The sequence below is a fragment of the Lysinibacillus sp. KCTC 33748 genome, from assembly GCF_002237755.1.
Taxonomy (GTDB): domain Bacteria; phylum Bacillota; class Bacilli; order Bacillales_A; family Planococcaceae; genus Lysinibacillus.
In genome coordinates this window covers 17470-37060 of sequence record NZ_MWSJ01000012.1, presented here as the reverse complement: position 1 = coordinate 37060, position 19591 = coordinate 17470, and the positions used below count along the sequence as shown (strand labels likewise).

Genomic DNA, 19591 nt, shown 5'->3' with positions numbered 1-19591 from the left:
TTGTATTATCAACATTCTCGCTTTTAGTAAAGAAATTAATCTTTTAATTGTTTAACAAGGTCATCACCAATTGCTTCAGATGAAATAACCCCACGATAACGAGTCCATAAATCGCGATCTACTACAAAAACTTTGTTTTCTTTCACAGCTTTCAAATTTTTCCAAAGAGGATTTGACTTCCAATCATCAATAACTAATTTACCTTCATTCTGCGCTAACACTAAAATATCAGGGTCGATTGTTGAAAGTTGCTCTAAGTTGATTTCCACATAAGCTTCATTACTTTTTGCAGCAATTTCAAAGCCTAAATTCTCTAAAAGTTCACCATCATAAGAAGAAGCCGTATGTCCTTGGAAAGAGGTATCACGGACAACTGCTGTTAAAATACTTTTTCCTTTTTCATCAGCTAATTCAGCTTTTAAAGCAGCCAATTTATTATCGTGCTCTTTGAGACGTTTCTCAGCTTCAGCCTCTTTATTTACAGCTTTCGCAATTGTTTTGAATGAATCAATATTTTCTGTATATGTTGACTCACGACTATTCAATTCAATCGTTGGCGCTATTTTTTGTAAGTCCTCATAAATGTTTTTATGACGTTGTACATCCGCAATGATTAAATCTGGTTGAAGTGAGCTAATAACTTCCAAGTTTGGCTGTTCACGAGTACCAACAGAAGTATAGTTTATTTTTTCGCCTACAAGCTTCTCAATCATGTCCGTTTTATTATCATCTGCAATACCAATCGGTGTAATATCAACACCTTGTAAAGCATCCACAAAAGAAAGTTCTAAAACAACTATCTTTTTAGCATTTGTCGGAACTTTTGTCGTCCCCATTTCATGTTTGATACTGATTGATTCTGTTACATCTTTTGCATCTTTATTTGACGCATCTTTTGAATTGCAACCTACTAATAAGAAAAGCATTGAAACAACCATTAGTAAGCCAATCGTTTTTTTGTTACATCTAAAAAACACTTGAAAGCCTCCATCAATTCATTTGATAACAATTATCATTCTCTTTTTATAACACCATATTCACTATGTGTAAATAGTTTTATATAAAAAATATTTTTTTACTTAATAAATCCCTTATTATCATTTTTTAACAAAATTTTATTATTTCTACTTTATTTTATAAGTTCGATCCTCATCTCTCACAAAAGATCAGCTATGAAACATTTCATTTAACACAAAATGACATTCAAACTACTGAGAATTCATTATGTTAAAATATGTACGTAAGTGGAGCAAGACAAACAATTTGCGAATTATATGAATAGCTACGATTTGATTATGCAATAATAAAAAATCTTTGATAGTTAAAGTTTTCAACCTCTCAATGAGTATCTGGAACTAGCGATGTCGATTATTGTTTGGCCCGACTTCGTTCCACTGTGCCTATTAAAAAGATAAGGAAATTCCCTTTTCCAAAGTAATATCATTGAGAAACTTTACAAATAGCTGTAAAATTTATGTAAGGTTTATTTTTTCATTGAAACTTTATGTCGATTATTTCGTATAAGAAGATAGACATATTTAAATGCTAGGAGGAAGAAACATGCTCAGTGTCGGACAGTTTTTCTCTAGACATACCGCTAGCCTCTTAATTTCTCTCACAACTGTTTCTATCGCAGCATTTGCGGCAACACCAGGATACTTACTTGGTAGTTTATTGTTCGCTGGAACATACGCGTCAAGTACGACGTTGTTGAAACATAGACAGAAAAAGAAATTCATACAATTAGCCGGTATAACAAAAGAAGAATACAAACATATTGAAACTCAACTTAAAGCAGCCAATAAAAACATTCAAACATTAAGTCAAAACTACTTACGTGTACGTTCTGTTTCTGCATTTAAGCAATTACTCGAAATGACACGTATTTCAAAAAATATCGTAAAAATTGTTAAAACAGATCCACGAAAATTTTATAATGTTGAACAGTTTTTTTATGCACATCTCCCATCCGCTGTTGAATTAACGGATAAATATACGATGTTATCAAGGCAGCCTGTGAAAGATAAGGAAATACAAATTACCTTATCTAAAACAAGAGAAACACTTACAGATTTAAATGATACGATTCAAATTGATTTAAAGGATGCGCTTTCTAACGACATCGACCATCTTCAAATGGAAATCGAATTTGCGAATCGTTCCAATATACGACGAAAAGAACAATTGGAGTGGCGAGGCGATGATAAGTGACGGCAAATGATCACGCATTTCAACTAAATACAATACAAGGTATTTCCCCTCTTGTGCAATCTTATTTAGAAACTACAAATAATGAGGCGATGGCGACGTATGAAACGCTATCGCCACTTGCACAAAGTCGTGCACTTTTATATGCTAGTCAGCTTGACCTAACTAACTTCGAATCAGTCCTGGCCTTAGGGCAAGATTCACAGCGATCACTTTCTCAATTTGCTGATCGAATGCTTGCACAAGTAAAACAGAAAGACGTCACAAAAATTGGCCAAATGTTAGACTCGTTAATGCATACATTAGACCGAGTGGACCCTAACGCATTAGAACCAAAAAAACAGTCCTTTTTTAAAAAAATGTTTGGTAAAATTGAGCCTACTGTTAAGCAAACATTAACGGAGTTTGAACGGACTAGTATCCAAGTAGAGCGAATTGGTGTTCAGCTTGAACGTGCACAGCTTCAAATGTTTAAAGATGTAGAAATGCTAGAAGAACTGTATGCACATAATAGAGGATACTTTGAAGAGTTAGCGACTGCCATTGCAGCTGGACAAATGAAGAAGCAGCAAGCCATTGAAGTTGAACTTCCAGAAAAAGTGACAAGTGTACAGGCATCAAAACAGCCACTAGCTGTCCAGCAGCTCAATGATTTTGCCGCTCAAATCGAACGTCTAGATCAACGTATTTATGACCTACAAGTTTCTCAGCAAGTTGCCTTACAAACTGCGCCACAAATACGCATGATCCAACAATCCAATCAAACACTAGCGGAAAAAATAGAATTTTCAATCGTTACCCTTATTCCACTTTGGAAAAATCAGTTAGCTATGATGTTGTCTATGCATATGGATCATCGCTACGCGCAGCTAGAGGAAAAATTATCTCGTGCAAATGATCGTTTTACGAGCCCTTCCTTTGCACAGCAAGTATCAAAATTCAAAGAAACACAGCATGAGCTGAAGTCAGCTATCCAAGATGTCTTCGCCCTTCATACAGCTACTGAGCAGGAAAAAGAGCATCTACAAGAAGTTGCTGAATTAAAAACCTTTAAGCATGGATGATTCCGTTTTATCAACAAAAAAGGGTGGCTCAGAAATCATCTGAACCACCCTTTGGTTTTCATTCAAACCTATTGAATGAAAATCCGGAATCAATTACGCCAAGGCGAAATTGATTTGCTTATTCAAAATAATCTTTATAGTAGCCACCAATATTACCAGTGTTATCGATAATAAAAACGAACTCTTCTGTTTCGTTTTTCACATCATATTGTTGCCCTACTGTTAATACGTTTGACACTAAATATTTTGATGCATTTGTATGCTTACAAGTAACTGTGCGTACTGTTGGAGCATCTTTCCATTTTAAATGTAACATAATCTCTCTACCTCTCTTTACTAGCACGAAGCTAATGTATACAGCTTATTTTATAATATTTTTGTACGCTTGTGGAGAAAAAAACCATAGATGACCATATTTTCTCCCTAACTATCCATTTTTTTAACCATATCAATTTCGTATTGATGTAATAGGTGCTGTCGCACAGATAAACAATGCGTCTGAGGACATGTCTTCATTCAGTAGATATTTCACTGTAGCTCTCATCCCAATACATGCAGAGTTGGGAGTCTAAATGAATGGAGAAAATTAATAAAAAATTTTACTTCGAGGTGTTAACATGAGCTTTGGTGGTGTACCGCAATGGTTTTTTATCCTGGCCGTTGCATTTGCAATTTGTTTTATTTTATACGCAGAATGGAATTCTAGAAAATAACTCAGTAAAAAATTAAAAATGTACATTACTAAATTCAATTTTAGTAGTGTACGTTTTTATTTTTATTATACGGACTGCAGTGAACAGGCTCATCAGTCGCCCTTGCCACTTTACTTCGATATTCTGTTTGGAGACTTGAAAGTTTAAGTTACAATGTTAGCATCACTGAACTTTTGCTTCCTAAAACCATTTCGTGATTTTCGTTTCAATAAAGTGCATAATAATTATAAAAAAGGCATTATCCTTTTCGAAAAAGAGTCCCCTTCAGCTTAAGAACAGCATATTACAGCCTTATCCATCTCTTTTTCATTTACTAAGACACTACCATTTTCATCAATAATGAAATCAACCCCGGCTTTAGAAAGCCTTTTTATCGCTGAATCAATAGTTTCTTGACTTTGTGTTGATGAATCAACCCATACGTTATAGCTTTTTTCTTGCGAACATCCAAGTAATAGAACACTAATTACGGTAAATAGAATACATAATTTTTTCAAAGTCCTACCCCCTTAACTGCCTAAAATTGACGCTATCAGTAGAAGAAAGTTCCTAGAGTTGACTGTACCGTTAAATTGGAGTGGCCCAGATTATATCTTAATCACAAATAAAAGCTGAACTAATTTAGTTCAGCTTAATTGTTACACATTATATATTGACTATTAATAAAATTCGTTTTGACTCACTTTTTTAGTTATTCATTACCAAACGCGTAAACTTTTTTATCTTAATGTCCGTTTTAAAAACGCTTTTGTCCGTTCATGCTGAGGGTTTACTAAAACCTGAGTTGGAGGGCCATCCTCTACAATAACACCTTTATCCATAAAGACTACACGATCGGCTACTTCTTTAGCAAATTCCATTTCATGTGTAACGATTAACATCGTATTTCCGGAATCCGCTAACTGACGCATTACCTTTAATACTTCTCCAACCATTTCTGGATCGAGAGCTGACGTCGGTTCATCAAACAGCATTACATCTGGGCTCATTGACAATGCTCGTGCAATCGCTACACGCTGTTTTTGACCGCCAGATAGTTGCCGAGGCTTCGCATTGACGTATTGATCCATACCAACAATTTGTAAATATTTTAGTGCCACTTCATCCGCTTCTGCCTTCGAACGCTTTAATACTTTCATTTGACCAACTGTGCAATTTTTTAGCACATTATGATTATTGAATAAGTTAAATTGCTGGAATACCATGCCTAAATGTGTTCGGTACTCTTGGATATTATGTTTATCGTCTAAAATGTTTTCATCTTTATAAAAAATTTGACCGCCACTTGGTGTTTCCAGTAAATTAATGCAGCGTAATAGTGTTGATTTACCAGATCCAGAAGAACCGATTAAGCAGACAACCTCACCCTTTTCTACTTGAAAATTTACATCCTTCAACACTTGGTTACGACCAAATGATTTACTTAAATGCTCTATTTTAATAACTGTCATTTGCTCATCCCCCCTATACTGCTTCTTTCTGTTGTTTTTTGTAGGCATCTGGTCCATCCAGTCGCTTTTCAATATACAGTAAAATTCTTGATGCTGTGAATGTCATGACGAAATATAGGATACATGCTATAAAGAAGGATTCGAAATAGCGGAAGTTATTACCCGCAATCGACTTTGTTTGGAAAAATAATTCTGTAACCCCAATAACGTTTAAAACTGCTGTATCTTTAATGTTCATAATTAATTGGTTACCTGTTGCCGGCAATATATTTCGGGCAACTTGTGGTAATACAACATGTAGCATGATTTGAACATGATTCATGCCAATAGCCGATGCAGCCTCGTACTGCCCTTGATCAATGGAAACAATTCCACCTCGTACGATTTCTGCCATATAAGCACCTGTATTTAGTGAAACAACTAAAATACCTGCCGTAATAAAGTGCATATCAATGCCAAATGCTATATCTAATCCGTAAAATACAACCATTGCTTGTACAATCATTGGTGTACCACGGAAGAATTCGACATAGCATGTTAGTAAAAAATTAATGAGCTTTAAGCTATAGAAATTTACACCTTTTTTACGAACCTTTATGGTATGCATAATTCCGATGAAAAATCCGATAAGTGCACCAATAATTGTACTACTAATTGAAATAAGTAATGTATAATAAGCACCTCGTAAAAACATTTGCCAGTTGTTCTCAACAATAGAAATAATCCAATCAAGACTCATGATGTACCTCCTAACAACGTCGTGTTGCTTTTTCGTTACTGTTGTCTCTTAGCTATCAACCACTTTCATTGGGCTTCTGTTTCTTTAATTTTATGAAACTATTAGCTAAGACATTATTATTTTTTTTGTGATTGTTATTAAATGAGATGTTATGGAATGCACGGGCTAATAGTTAGCCCGTGCATTCTTGTTATTGTGCTGCTGGTTGTTGGTGGATTGCTTCTTCCATAATTTTTTGACGATCATCTTCTGAAATACCTTTTAAGATTTCATTGATTTTTTCAAGCTCAGCATCACCTTTACGTAAACCAACTGCAATAGATGTATTAGAAACATCTGTATCAAAGCCTTTTTCAAACTTTACATATGTGAATTTATCATTTGCAGCAGCAGCGGAAATACCTTCTGGACGTTCTGCTACATAGCCGTCAATTTTTCCAGCTTCTACTGCTACACGCATTGCTGGGAAGCTATCCATTGCTGTTTGTTTTTTTACACCTTTGATTTGATCAATAACAGTGTAGTTAGATGTATTTAATTGTGAAGTGATTTTTGCACCTGAGAAATCTTGAATAGATGTTGCATTTTCATATTTACTACCTTTTTTAACAACCATTACAAAATCAGATGTATAGTAATTGTCAGTGAAGTCGATTGTCTGCTTGCGCTCTGCAGTAGGTGACATTCCTGCTATGATTGCATCTATTTTATTTGATTGTAGAGCTGGTACTAAGCCATCCCATTCCAATTTTACGATGACTAATTCTTTTCCTAAGCCTTCAGCTATTTTTTTCGCCATTTGTACATCATAACCGCCTGCATATTCTGCATTATCGGCAATTTTTACCGCGCCATTTGCATCACTTTGCTGCGTCCAGTTAAACGGAGCATAGCCCGCCTCCATCCCGATTCGGAATTGGCCGCTTTCTTCTTTCTTATCAGTACTTGCACTGCCATTACTAGACGATGTCGTCTCCTTCTTGTCACTAGCACCACAAGCTGCTAGCAAGATTGCTGTCATTACGGTCAACATTAATACTAACCATTTTCTTTTCATGTAACATTCCCCTTTTCTGTAAAAAATAAGACAACTGTACCAAAAAAGACCTAAGTACTGAACTTAGGTCTTACTTTTTTAACAGTTGCCCAAATCCTCACTAAAATTCCATCATTCCGAGATAGCACAACCTAGTAAACCTGGAAAATAATTCACTAGGACAGTCCTGCACTTATTCACTGCAGACCCAGCATAAAAGTACGAGCTCCTTTTATACTTCGGCGATAGTTCCTTCTCCATTGCGTCTTCGCTTGCTTATACTCAACAATGAACTAATAAATACCGCGCCTCTACCTCACAATAGGATAAATGTGAGGTTTGTATATTTAATTGATATTAAGATACTACTATAAAAACAACATTTTCGTCAAGACAATTTTATTACTTTTCTGATTAATTACAATATTAGGGTTTTTTAGCCTTTTAAAGACATATATACACTTTTGCAAAGTCGAAAATGATTTATTCGAATGTTTTGTCGAGAAAGTCCGTAAAATCGCCCATGCTCCATTGTACGTACTCCAACCAACTTATATACGTGGATACGCTTGTAACACACGCGACAAAGAACTGATTTTTCAGAAATCAAGCAAATAATTAATATTTAAATTATTTTATAGTACTTCAAAAGAAATTGTTGAACTGTAAAGATAACACCATTTGCACTATACGCATTTTTACTGTGAAGCTTTCACAAACGATCGGACAACTTTTCCGTTGATTCAGCTCTTCTTTCGGTCGCTTCGCTTGCTTTATCCGTCACTCCGACTCATTTATCCGTCGTTCTGACTCTTCTATCCGTCACTTTGGCTCTTTTATCCTTCCCTCCCACAAATGCTTCATAAAAAGCTAAAAAACCTTGCGAAACGATGTTCGCAAGGTTTTAAGAAACTCAGGAATTAAGAATTTAATAATAAATCTTCTGGGTTTTCAAGTAGTTCTTTAACAGTTTTAAGGAAGCCTACAGAATCTTTACCATCGATAATACGGTGGTCATAAGAAAGTGCCAAGTACATCATTGGGCGAATTTCTACTTCACCATTCACTTCAACTGGACGTTTTTTGATTGAGTGCATACCAAGGATACCAGCTTGTGTACCATTCATGATAGGTGTAGACATTAATGAACCGAATACACCACCATTTGTAATTGTGAATGAGCCACCTGAAAGATCTGCTAAACCTAATTTTTTGTCGCGTGCTTTTTTAGCTAGGTCTGCAATTGAATCTTCAATTTCAGCAAAGTTTTTGCGGTCAGCGTCACGTACTACTGGTACTACTAAACCTTCTTCTGTTGATACAGCTACACCGATATCAAAGAAGTTGTTTAAGTGAATTTCATCGCCTGAGATTTGTGCATTCACATATGGGTATTTTTTAAGTGCTGCAACTACAGCTTTTGTGAAGAATGACATGAAACCAAGTTTAGAGCCAGTTGACTCGAAGAATTGGTCTTTTTTACGAGAACGTAAAGCCATAACGTTTGTCATATCTACTTCGTTAAATGTTGTTAACATTGCTGTAGATTGTTTTACTTCAAGTAAGCGTTTTGCAATTGTTTGGCGACGACGGCTCATTTTTTCAATTGTCACACGTGATTCATCAACAGCTGCTACTGCTTTAGGTGCTGCTGGAGCTGCTTGTGGTGCTGCTACTGGAGCTGTACCATGAGCTGCAACGTCTTGTACACGTACACGGCCTTGTGGATCTACTGGAGATACAGCAGCAAGGTCAATACCTTTTTCACGAGCAAGTTTACGTGCTGCTGGAGACGCGATTACACGCTCACCAGAAGTTTCTACTACAACTGGAGCTGCTGCAACTGGAGCAGGTGCTGCTTGTGGTGCTGCCTCAACTGGAGCTGCTGCAACTGGAGCAGGTGCTGCACCTTCGCCAGCTTCTACAACTGCGATTACTTGACCTACAAGTACAGTATCGCCTTCTTCAGCTAAAATTTGAGTTAAAACTCCTGCTTCTTCAGAGATGATTTCAGCGTTTACTTTATCTGTTTCAAGTTCAACGATGAATTCACCCTTTTCAACGCGATCGCCCACTTTTTTTACCCACTGTGCGATACTACCTTCTGTAATCGATTCTGCTAATTCAGGGACTTTAATTTCAGCCACTTTCATTTCCTCCTTTAATTAACGTGCATTGGTGCACATCAATGGGCTACTGCCTAAGCAAGTAGCCCGGCTCTCAAAAATATTTAATATATGATTATTTAACCTTTACAGGCTCAGCAACTGCTTCTTCTACAAGTGCGGCTTGAGCTGCTTTATGAGAATCTGCATCACCTTCAGAAGTTGAGCTCATTGCAGGACGGCCTACATAACGTAGCTTTTTACCTTCTGAAAGGTCGTGTAATGTTTCTAATGCATAATTCCAAGAACCTTGGTTTTTAGGCTCTTCTTGTACCCAAACAATTTCTTTTACATTAGGATACTTAGCAATAATACCAGCAACTTGCTCTTTTGGGAATGGGTAAAGTTGTTCTACACGAGTAATGTGTAGGTGATCGAAGCCTTCACCGTCTTTAATACGGTCTGCGATGTCGATCATGACTTTACCTGAACCTAAAACAATGCGCTCTACAGCTTCTGGTTTTGAACCTAGGCCTGGTTGTTCAATTACTTCTTGGAATGAACCATTTGCTAATTGATCAGCATTTGCTGCAGCTAATGGGTGACGAAGTAAGTACTTAGGTGATACAACCACAAGTGGACGAACGCCTTCAGTACCTAATAATGCTGCTTGACGACGTAATAAGTGGTAGTAGTTACCTGCGTTTGAACAGTTTGCTACGAACCAGTTATTTTCAGCTGACATTTGTAAGTAACGTTCCATACGGCTTGAAGAGTGTTCTGGACCTTGACCTTCATAACCATGTGGTAAAAGAATTACTAAACCAGATTTTTGACCCCATTTAGCACGTGCACCTGAAATATAGTTATCGAACATAACTTGTGCCATGTTAGCAAAGTCACCAAATTGAGCTTCCCATACTGATAATACATGGTCGTTTTCTATATTGTAACCATATTCAAAGCCTACTACCCCAGCTTCTGTAAGTGGAGAGTTGTGTACTGAAAATGATGCATTTGCACCTGAAATATGGTGAAGTGGCGTGAATAAATTACCATTGTTTTTGTCATGTAACACTAGGTGACGTTGAGAGAACGTACCACGTTGTGCATCTTGACCTGTAAATCGTACTGGTGTGCCATCTTGAATAATTGTTGCATAAGCTAAAGTTTCTGCATGACCCCAGTCGATTTTTGCAGAAGCAAATGCATCACGGCGTTTTTCTAAAATTTTGCCAAGCTTTTTCTGTGGTTCAAAGTTTTCTTCAAACACTAAAAGCTCTTCATTTATTTTTTCTAAACGTTCCGCACCAACTGCTGTATCAATTTGTGGGAATTCTACTTTTAATTCTTCTGGCATTTCTAAATGTTTATGTTCATCTTTATCTGCCATTTCTCTTACATGATCATAAGCTGCTTGCATTTCTGCATAAATAGCTTTATCTAAAGCTGCTACTTCATCAGCAGAAACTACACCTTCAGCTGCTAATTGAGCACCGTATAAAGAACGGACAGGTTCATGTTTAGAAACTAATTTATACGTTTCAGGGTTTGTTACAGTTGGGTCATCCGTTTCATTATGACCATGACGACGGTAACCAAGAAGGTCAACGATAATATCTTTACCGAATTTTTGACGGTAGCTAGCTGCGAAACGACCAACTAAAACTACAGATTCAGGGCTATCTGCATTTACATGCACAACTGGTACTTCATAACCTTTTGCAGGGTCAGAAGAATATACAGATGAGCGAGAGTCTTGTAGTTCAGTTGTAAATCCAATCATGTTGTTAGCAATGATGTGGATTGTACCACCAGTAGTGAACCCTTCAGTTTTTGCAAAGTTTAATACTTCTGTTACGATCCCTTGACCTGGGAACGCAGCATCACCATGCACAAGAATTCCTAATCCTTTTGTGCGGTTATGAATAGCTTGCCCTGGTTTAGAAGTGTCATCTTGTGCAGCACGTGCAGTACCTAAAACAACAGGATTTCCTACTTCTAAGTGAGAAGGGTTGTAAGCAAGTTTAACATTCATACCAGATTCGCGGTTGTAAGAAGCACCCATGTGGTATTTTACATCACCAGTCCAGCCTTTAGTAATTTCAAGGCGACCATCTTCTGGCATAAATAATTCATTAGAAACATGTGCGAAATCAGAGAACATCATGTCATATGGTTTATTTAAAATGTGTGTTAACACATTTAAACGACCACGGTGGGCCATACCAATACGTACATTTTTAACGCTATTTGTTTCAGCTGTTTTCAAAATTTCATCGAATAGGACGATTTGAGTATCTAAACCTTCACCAGAGAAACGCTTTTGACCTACAAAAGTTTTATGAATAAACTTCTCGAAGTTTTCAACACGAGTTAAACGGTCTAATAAAGCTTTTTTCTCATCAGAAGCTAATGCTTGTTTAAATGAAGCTGTTTCAATTTGTGCTTGAATCCAATCACGTTCTTCAGTTGCTACTACGTGATTATATTCAAATGCTACTTTATCTGTATAAACAGATTTTAAGTAATCGATTGCATCCTTACCATTTTTCACGTTTGCTGGCACATCTTTGAAGAAGACAGCTGCAGGAATTTCAGCTAAATCTGCAGCGCTTAAGTTGAACGCGCTTTCTTCAATTTGAGCTGTTTGTAGTTCACGGTTTTTCAAAGGATAAATATCTGCCGCTAAATGACCGTTTGTACGGATTGCATCTGCTAATTTCACAGCTGCTAACACTTTCTTGTAATCGCCAGCAGGAGCTGCTGCATTACTAGCTACAGCTACTTCACCTTCTACTACTACTGGTGCACCAAATTGTTGGAATAATAATACTAACTCCGGTTCTACTTCTTCAGGAGACTGTAAGAATAAGTCGTATTGCTCCATCACATATCCTAGGTTAGGACCAGAAAAAGCTGACCATGGAGAACTTACAGTTGTAACGTTGTTCGACATGAAAAATGACCTCCAAATTTTGCCTTTCGGCAGTTCCATTAATTAAATTACAATTAATTATATAATAATTTTCCGTTCTTTTAAAGGATGTTTGACTTCTCATCCATTATTTAAAGAACGTTTTTTCCATCTCAATCTTACTACTCTTCACAAAAAATACAACTCTTTTTAGCAAATTAAGCAATTTTTTTCCCAAAGGATAGAATAATGAAATAAAGCGTGTATTTTTCTCAATTTTTCAAAGGGAATTTCATGAAGAAAACGGTTCCAACATTTTTCTCACTCTTGACTTCTACAGAGCCATTGTATTTTTCAAGTAACATTTTTGTAATACTAAGCCCTAAGCCTGTTCCTCCGATTTGACGATTCCTTGCCTCGTCGACCCGATAAAAGCGATCAAAAATGAATGGAATATTTTCTTTCGCTATTCCAATCCCATTATCTTCCACTTTTAACAATACTTCCTTCTCGGAAACAGCAAGTGAAATTTGAATTTCAGGAACTATTTCACAATAACGAATAGCATTTTCTATTATATTACGAACAATTTGGCTAAGTGCATTTTCTGTTATAAATATCCGCCCTATTTCCTCATTTTTCGACAGTGTTATTCGAGCTTTTGGGTGAAGGAGTCTCGTCTCTTCGATTACCGCTTCTATAACAGCTACTGCATCAGCCTCACTATCGATATCTTTTTCCTCACGACGAGCAAGTTCTAGTAATTCTTCGATCATTTTTCGCATTCGTGCAATTTCCGTTAGCGAAGTATTAATAGATTCCTCTAAAATTTCAGGATCGTCCTTCCCCCATCTTTTCAAAAGGGATAGATGCCCTTCAATTGCCTGAATAGGCGTTCGTAATTCGTGAGAGGCATCTGCAACAAATTGTTGCTGCTGTGCAAATGATATTTGCAATTCATTCATCATCGTATTGTACATTTTCAATAAATCACCTATCTCATCATGAGACGTGTAAGTTAGTTGAATCGGTTCATTAAATCCTTTATCCATAACGGTTTTCATCGATGAACGTAACGCCCGTAATGGTTTCATCAAATAATTTGCAAGATAAAAACCAATAGATGCTGATAACAATAATGCTCCTAAGCCCGCTATTAGCATTGTCGTCAATAAATAATGCATCAAAGACTGGAACTTCGATAAAGGATGAATCACCTGAATATATCCATGAAAGAAACCAAGTTGAATCGGTTCATTAATGACAATGACATCTTTTTTATCAATTGTCATATCAATAATTTCCCCCATTGAGGAAAGAGGTGCAGCCTGGGAAGTATTATTAATACGAAGAATCTGATCGCCATCTAAATTAAACATTCTAATCGTTTGATCACGATCGGCAATAGAATCTATAAGACCTTTATTTTGTTGAATTTCCTGAATGGTAAGATTAGGTCCTTGTGACTCTAAAAAATACACCAAATCATCGCTTGTCCGTTTGATTTTACTTGCCTCGTCATTTGATAGCCATGTATGAAGTGAAATATATACGACAATACATATAATAGTATAGCTAAAAAATATAACAGCACTAGAAGTTAGCATCCATTTTCTTTGTAATGACTGATTGACTAAATAATCTCTCCATTTTTTCATTCACGCATCACATACCCAACCCCACGAACGGTTTCAATATAGGCATTCGTATCACCCGGTAGTTTCGTTCGCAAATGCCGAATATATACATCTACGACATTTGTCTCTATATCCGTATCATACCCCCAAACGGAGGTTAAAATTAGCTCCCGTGTACAAACTTTGTTTTTATGTTCTATTAATAGTTTTAGTAGATCATATTCTGTTTTCGTTAAATCAAGCTTATTCCCTTGTACAAAAACTTCATATGCCGCGATATCCATTTCGATATCTCGAAAATGTAATGATTTCTCCATTTTTTCATCCGGTGTCACCCGACGTAAAATAGTACGAATTCTAGCTAATAGTTCTTCAATAGCGAATGGTTTTACTATGTAGTCATCTGCACCAGCATCTAAGCCAGCTACACGATCCATCACAGCATCTCGTGCCGTTAACAATATAATAGGTACTTTCGATTGCGTGCGTATTCGACGACAAATTTCAATTCCATTTATACCCGGAAGCATTACATCTAATAACAACACATCAAAATTATCAGATGAAGCTAGTTCAAGTCCTTCACGTCCATCAAAAGCGACTAATACATCATAGCCTTCATGTTTTAATTCTAGTTCTACAAAACGAGCGATATGCTTCTCATCTTCCACCAAAAGTATTTTTTTCGGCATTACATCACCTTCTATTCCAAATTAACGATAAGGTTTTTTCCTTAATCCGGTTATAGCATACCATCAAACAAAAAGTCTGTACCACAAGCAACTACTTGTAATACAGACTTTTTTTAAAATTCTAAGGAGAAATCATTGTATCCATGCGATAACGGCTAATTGACCAGCATCGCTAAAAACGCCAGTCATTACCGAAATGATCGACATTGAGTCGGCCCTTGTGTTGTTGCCGAGGCATAGTTGATTAAATGTCAGTAATATAGTGATTATTTTTCCCGATTTCCTTCGCTTTATATAAAGCTTGATCTGCTAATTCTAGCAATCCATTTAATGTTTGACCGTGATCCGGATAATAAGCGATACCAATGGACGCTGTTGGTGCAAAGTGATGTTTTTCAATCGTCCAACCTTTTTTCAGTTCATTACGAATGCGATTTATAATATCCATCATTTGAGTATGCCTCGTCTTACCATCCCTAGTTAAATCTGTTAAGACGACAACGAATTCATCACCACCCATTCGAATCACTAAATCGTGGTTACGTACCGCGGTGATTAATACTTGACCAAACTTTCGGATAAAATCATCCCCCGTGTCATGGCCATGCTGATCATTTACAGTCTTAAAGTCATCCCCATCGATATAGAGTATAGCTAAACACTCATTATGTTCTTTTGCCTCTGCCAATATTTTGGGGAACTCCTTGTTTAAAAAACGGCGATTTGGTAATTGTGTTAATGTATCGTGATAGGCTAAATATAATAGATCATTCTCTCGTTCCTTACGATGAGTAATCTCTCGAGATACCATCATAATTTGTGATACTTTTTCACGCTTTGGATCATGAACAACTGTTACGTTTCCTTCAGTCCAAACAGGCGTACCGTCCTTCGCCTTTAGTAGAAGCTCAAATTGTGTTTCTGTTAGACCCGAAAAATTATTTAGAAACGTTTGCCAAGCCTTCTTACTTTGTTCATCGACAATATTATTGTAAAACTGACCTTGTAATTCTACATTTTCGTAGCCTAAATACATCTCATAAGAAGGCGAGGCATAAATAATGATGCCATCTTCGTTAGTTATGACAATTAAATCATTTGTATTTTCTGTAATGAGACGGAATGTTCGTTCAATATTTTTCAATTCCGTTAACATTCTTTTCTTGTCCGTAATATTATAGTTAATGGATAAATATTGTTCTGTTTCGCCAAATTCATTTTTCAATGGAACTATAGTTGTCTCTACCCAGCAATCAGCATGGAATTTTGTACGATAGCATAACTCCCCTCTCCAAACACTCCCCGTCCTAAGTATTTGTACTAACTCTTCTGTATCGTTACGAGGCTCGATTAATTCTAAGGAAGATTGACCTATTAGCTCTTCTGCAATGAAGCCTGTTGCATTTAAAAATAAATCATTTACTTCTAAAATTTTTGCATTTCTATCTAGAACAGCAATGGAAGCTGCGGAATTGAGTGCAGCCTTAAACACCTCTAAACCATGAGATTTTGAGCGTAACTCTGCCTTTTGTTCGGTGAATTGTGTGAAATCCTGCATGATAAGAAAAATAGCAAAAGAGTTATCCCCCTGCATAACTGGGGATAGTGAAACTAAATACTTGCGCTCTTTTTTATCCAGTGTATGAAGCTTAATGAGTTTTTCGCCAATATTTTCGCCCATAGCTGCTTTTTGTAAATAGTTCTGTATATTTTCTACTTCATCTTTAGGAACAATCGGTAGATCAATGAATAGATGCTGTTTAACTGTTTCAGTATCTAATTCAAAGTCTTTTGTAAAGCTGGCATTCACTTCATAAATAGTCCCTTCAGCTGATAAGATGACTGTCGAAAAGAAGGCATGATCAAACATTGAACGCAGAAACAAAAACTTATCTTCGATGCTACGATCATAGAGAATCTCTTTAGTTATAGCTAAAATATAGTCTTCTTTATTATGTTTAAGCGGACGAACAGATGTCTCGTATTTACGAACCTCTGATTTATAATAGGCATAATCCACATAATCAACTTGACTACGCATTATAATCGCTTGATTGTAATTTTCTTGAATTGTAGTGAAACTACGACTTTGGGTAAGGGAAGAAAGCATTTTCCCATTCGCCTCTTGTGGAAACAAAGCTCTAGCTGCTTGATTTAAGCGAATATATTGATAATCGTCTCCCACTTTTTTCATTAAAAAGACAAAATCTTTTCCAAAAAATAATTCATTAAATAAGACTTCGCTTAAAAGATATTTCATGCTGCCACCCCATAAGTCGTTAATAGTAATATAGTTTTTGTTCATACAAAAAAATCAATACTACTATTATAACATAATTTAAAAGAACTACCCTTCTCGAATTGGAAAATTTATATCCTTTTTAGGGTAATTTTTGATATTTTACCTCTTTTAAAGAAATAAAATAATCCTAAAGAAACACTATTTTATTCAAAAATTGATATTATAGACTTAATACTCTACAAAATTATACATTAACAGTTTTTAACTATCTACCCGATTACCTATTTTTCAGAATTTTCAGTCACAAAAACTTATTTTTTGTTTTAGCGAGGAAAATGATTGCATAAAGCAGTGTGATTGTTATATTATATTAAAAAAACTAGCCTTTTTTCGGTATGGTCGAAAAATCAGTAAGACAGCGGGAGATTATGGTTATCATAGTTTGAACGTCTAGTTCTTTGGGTTTTAATTCCAGTACGAATTTTAGTTTTCTTCTTTATGTTTTAAAGGAATTGTTTTAACTACCCTAGTAAAGGAGGCGTTTCGTATGCTTAAACATCGAGACCTACATGAATGTACAGAGCTCTATGAGCTATTATCACACCCTTCTGTATTCCCTTTTGTCCGTCAAAAAGCCACATCCGCTGATGAATATTGGTTTATGACAAAACAACTGATTGAAGAAGAAGCGAAGGGACTCGCTATTTCAAGGACAATTACTGATGATTGGGGTCAACCGATCGGCACCATTAGCATTCATGATGTGGAGGATGGTGCAGGCTTTATAGGAACGTGGATTGGACTCCCTTATCAAGGTTTAGGTTATAACCAAAAAGCAAAAATGCTTTTTTTGAATGAACTATTTTTTGATTATAATTTCCATACGGTATTTCTCCGTATTCGAGTTGAAAATATAAAATCACAGCGTGCAGCCTTAAAGCTACCTTATGTTGTGAGCGCAAATGAAAGTCATCCAACATTATTAGCACAAGTTAACAGAGGCGAGGCGCAATTTAATTTATATAAAATCCCAAAAGACTTATTCTACCTTACAACTGCCAATCAAGTGGCGGAAGGCGAAGAACAAGCGATGTAATTTCATAAAGCGAAACTATAATCAGCGATGGTTTTCTGCAGCCTTCGCTGATCATTTGTCTTTACCAGTCTTTACTTTCGATAAAGATTAATTACTGCCCGTTCATCCCGGATAAAAATAAGCTATGTGCTCCGTCTTCATGACAGACACATAGCTTATTTTTAGCTTTGTTTCATTTTATTACTGTAATTGTGTTTTAATTAAAGGCTGTGATAACGAAAAACTACTTTTTATATTGTAAAATCAATTTCGCCATTTCTTCAGGGGTTTTCGGTCTTTGCGTTTTTTCCATCGTTGAAACCATTTCTGCTTTACGCTCTGTTAACACATGAACTGATTTTTTAAACGATTCCTTTGTTAACTCTTCCTCTTGCAACACTTCTGCATAGCCTTGTCTTTTAAATAAGTTGGCATTTAATATTTGGTCACCACGACTTTTTTGTGCAGATAACGGCACTAGCAACATCGGCTTGTGCAGTGCTAAAAATTCAAAAATCGAATTAGAACCCGCACGTGAGACGATAAAGTCTGCTGCGTGTAATAGCTCCGGCAATTCCGTTGTCACATATTCAAATTGTTTGTATCCAGACATCGATTCAAATGATTCGTCGTAGTTCCCTTTACCACACAAATGGATGATCTGAAACTGCTTCACAAGCTCTGGTAAATTTTGACGAAGTGCATCATTCAAGACAACTGAACCTAGACTGCCTCCCATCACAAGAAGAACAGGTTTTAATGTGGTAAAACCACAAAGAGCTAACCCTTTCGCTCGATCTCCCATAAATAACTCTTCGCGAATAATAGAGCCTGTGCATGTTGCCTTTTCTTTCGGCAGATGCTGTAATGTTTCCTCAAAAATCGTAAAGATGTGTGATGCAAATGGTAGCGCAATTTTATTGGCTAAGCCAGGTGTAACATCTGATTCATGAATGACTACGGGAACACCAGCAAATTTCGCAGCCATGACAACAGGGACAGAAACAAATCCGCCCTTTGAAAAAATGACTTGTGGTTTCACTTTTTTAATAATACGAAAAGCCTGCATCATTCCAGCAAGCACTTTAAATGGATCTGTAAAATTTTTCATCGAGAAATAACGGCGCAATTTCCCACTAGAAATACCGTAAAACGGAACATTAGGAAACGCCTCGCCTATTAATTCTTTCTCCATGCCTTGGTCTGAGCCAATATAATGGACATCATAACCTAGTTCTTGTAAAGACGGGAGTATCGCTTGATTAAGCGATACGTGACCAGCTGTCCCTCCACCGGTTAAAATGATTGTTTGTTGATTCACATTAATTCTCCTATTCCATCAATTATGCACCGGCATAATTGTTGCTGTCGCTTCGCTTTCGCACAGATACACTTTGCGTCAGAAATCGGCTTTGTGTTAACAAAGAACTCCTTTCCGATTTCGTGACATCCGCCGGAGGCTTTGGGCCAACACGATGTTGGTCACTCAGTCGTTGCCACAGGACGTGGCGTTCTTAGACTGAATTCCTTCTTTCAGTGGATGCTTGCACACACACTAATAAGTAACTTATCACCTATATAGGTGGTGACTGTCGCTGAAAGAAGTTAAAAGCCATTGTAGCCATACTACTTTTGTATACAGTCTTTTATTTTACTATATGCGAACGAAAAGATACAGATGAAGCTTTTAAATTCTTTCAGCCGGTGTCTAA

15 protein-coding genes and 1 riboswitch are annotated in these 19591 nt (G+C 36.5%); of the genes, 3 read left to right on the top strand and 12 right to left on the bottom strand.

The annotated features are described in order from the left end of the window. Positions 1–35: 35 nt before the first annotated feature. Positions 36–938 carry an ABC transporter substrate-binding protein gene (locus B1B04_RS15055; protein WP_079562345.1) on the bottom strand — a complete coding sequence of 301 codons (903 nt, stop codon included), beginning with the start codon at positions 936–938 and terminating at the stop codon, positions 36–38. Between the two features lie 622 nt (positions 939–1560). Here B1B04_RS15055 and B1B04_RS15050 point away from each other — a divergent pair. Then, positions 1561–2211: a 5-bromo-4-chloroindolyl phosphate hydrolysis family protein gene (locus B1B04_RS15050; RefSeq protein ID WP_079562260.1), complete on the top strand. Its 651-nt coding sequence runs from the start codon at positions 1561–1563 to the stop codon at positions 2209–2211. After that, positions 2208–3272, top strand: coding sequence for a toxic anion resistance protein (locus tag B1B04_RS15045; RefSeq protein ID WP_079562259.1), 1065 nt, complete (start codon positions 2208–2210; stop codon positions 3270–3272). The genes B1B04_RS15050 and B1B04_RS15045 overlap by 4 nt, the downstream gene beginning before the upstream one ends. A 118-nt stretch (positions 3273–3390) precedes the next feature. On the opposite strand, the gene B1B04_RS15040 is transcribed toward B1B04_RS15045, so the two are convergent. The 10 genes from B1B04_RS15040 to B1B04_RS14995 form a co-directional block, all read right to left on the bottom strand. Next, on the bottom strand, positions 3391–3588 hold the full coding sequence (locus B1B04_RS15040) for a DUF6501 family protein (RefSeq protein ID WP_079562258.1): 198 nt from the start codon (positions 3586–3588) through the stop codon (positions 3391–3393). Between the two features lie 666 nt (positions 3589–4254). After that, positions 4255–4482 (bottom strand): hypothetical protein, encoded by a 228-nt coding sequence (locus B1B04_RS15035; RefSeq protein ID WP_079562257.1) that lies wholly within the window; start codon positions 4480–4482, stop codon positions 4255–4257. Positions 4483–4704: 222 nt separating this feature from the next. Beyond that, the gene (locus tag B1B04_RS15030) at positions 4705–5436 is read right to left on the bottom strand and encodes an amino acid ABC transporter ATP-binding protein (protein WP_079562256.1); all 732 of its coding nucleotides are present in this window, start codon (positions 5434–5436) and stop codon (positions 4705–4707) included. 13 nt (positions 5437–5449) lie between these two features. Then, entirely contained in the window at positions 5450–6175 is a 726-nt protein-coding gene (locus B1B04_RS15025) for an amino acid ABC transporter permease (protein ID WP_079562255.1), read from the bottom strand. A 190-nt stretch (positions 6176–6365) separates the two neighbouring features. Next, positions 6366–7232 (bottom strand): transporter substrate-binding domain-containing protein, encoded by an 867-nt coding sequence (locus B1B04_RS15020; protein ID WP_079562254.1) that lies wholly within the window; start codon positions 7230–7232, stop codon positions 6366–6368. A gap of 114 nt (positions 7233–7346) precedes the next feature. Then, positions 7347–7533: riboswitch (Lysine riboswitch) on the bottom strand. Between the two features lie 598 nt (positions 7534–8131). Next, complete coding sequence (odhB, locus tag B1B04_RS15015; protein WP_079562253.1) at positions 8132–9358, bottom strand: 2-oxoglutarate dehydrogenase complex dihydrolipoyllysine-residue succinyltransferase; 1227 nt, start codon at positions 9356–9358, stop codon at positions 8132–8134. A 94-nt stretch (positions 9359–9452) separates the two neighbouring features. Continuing rightward, complete coding sequence (locus B1B04_RS15010) at positions 9453–12275, bottom strand: 2-oxoglutarate dehydrogenase E1 component (protein ID WP_079562252.1); 2823 nt, start codon at positions 12273–12275, stop codon at positions 9453–9455. A gap of 230 nt (positions 12276–12505) precedes the next feature. After that, positions 12506–13891 carry a HAMP domain-containing histidine kinase gene (locus tag B1B04_RS15005; RefSeq protein ID WP_079562251.1) on the bottom strand — a complete coding sequence of 462 codons (1386 nt, stop codon included), beginning with the start codon at positions 13889–13891 and terminating at the stop codon, positions 12506–12508. Continuing rightward, positions 13888–14562, bottom strand: coding sequence for a response regulator transcription factor (locus B1B04_RS15000; RefSeq protein WP_079562250.1), 675 nt, complete (start codon positions 14560–14562; stop codon positions 13888–13890). The genes B1B04_RS15005 and B1B04_RS15000 overlap by 4 nt, the downstream gene beginning before the upstream one ends. Positions 14563–14806: 244 nt before the next feature. Further along, entirely contained in the window at positions 14807–16822 is a 2016-nt protein-coding gene (locus tag B1B04_RS14995; protein ID WP_079562249.1) for a diguanylate cyclase domain-containing protein, read from the bottom strand. Positions 16823–17351: 529 nt separating this feature from the next. Here B1B04_RS14995 and B1B04_RS14990 point away from each other — a divergent pair. Further along, the gene (locus B1B04_RS14990; RefSeq protein WP_079562248.1) at positions 17352–17900 is read left to right on the top strand and encodes a GNAT family N-acetyltransferase; all 549 of its coding nucleotides are present in this window, start codon (positions 17352–17354) and stop codon (positions 17898–17900) included. A gap of 223 nt (positions 17901–18123) precedes the next feature. On the opposite strand, the gene B1B04_RS14985 is transcribed toward B1B04_RS14990, so the two are convergent. Beyond that, a complete protein-coding gene (locus tag B1B04_RS14985) occupies positions 18124–19200 on the bottom strand; it encodes an undecaprenyldiphospho-muramoylpentapeptide beta-N-acetylglucosaminyltransferase (RefSeq protein WP_079562247.1) in 1077 nt (358 codons plus the stop codon). Positions 19201–19591 lie beyond the last annotated feature (391 nt).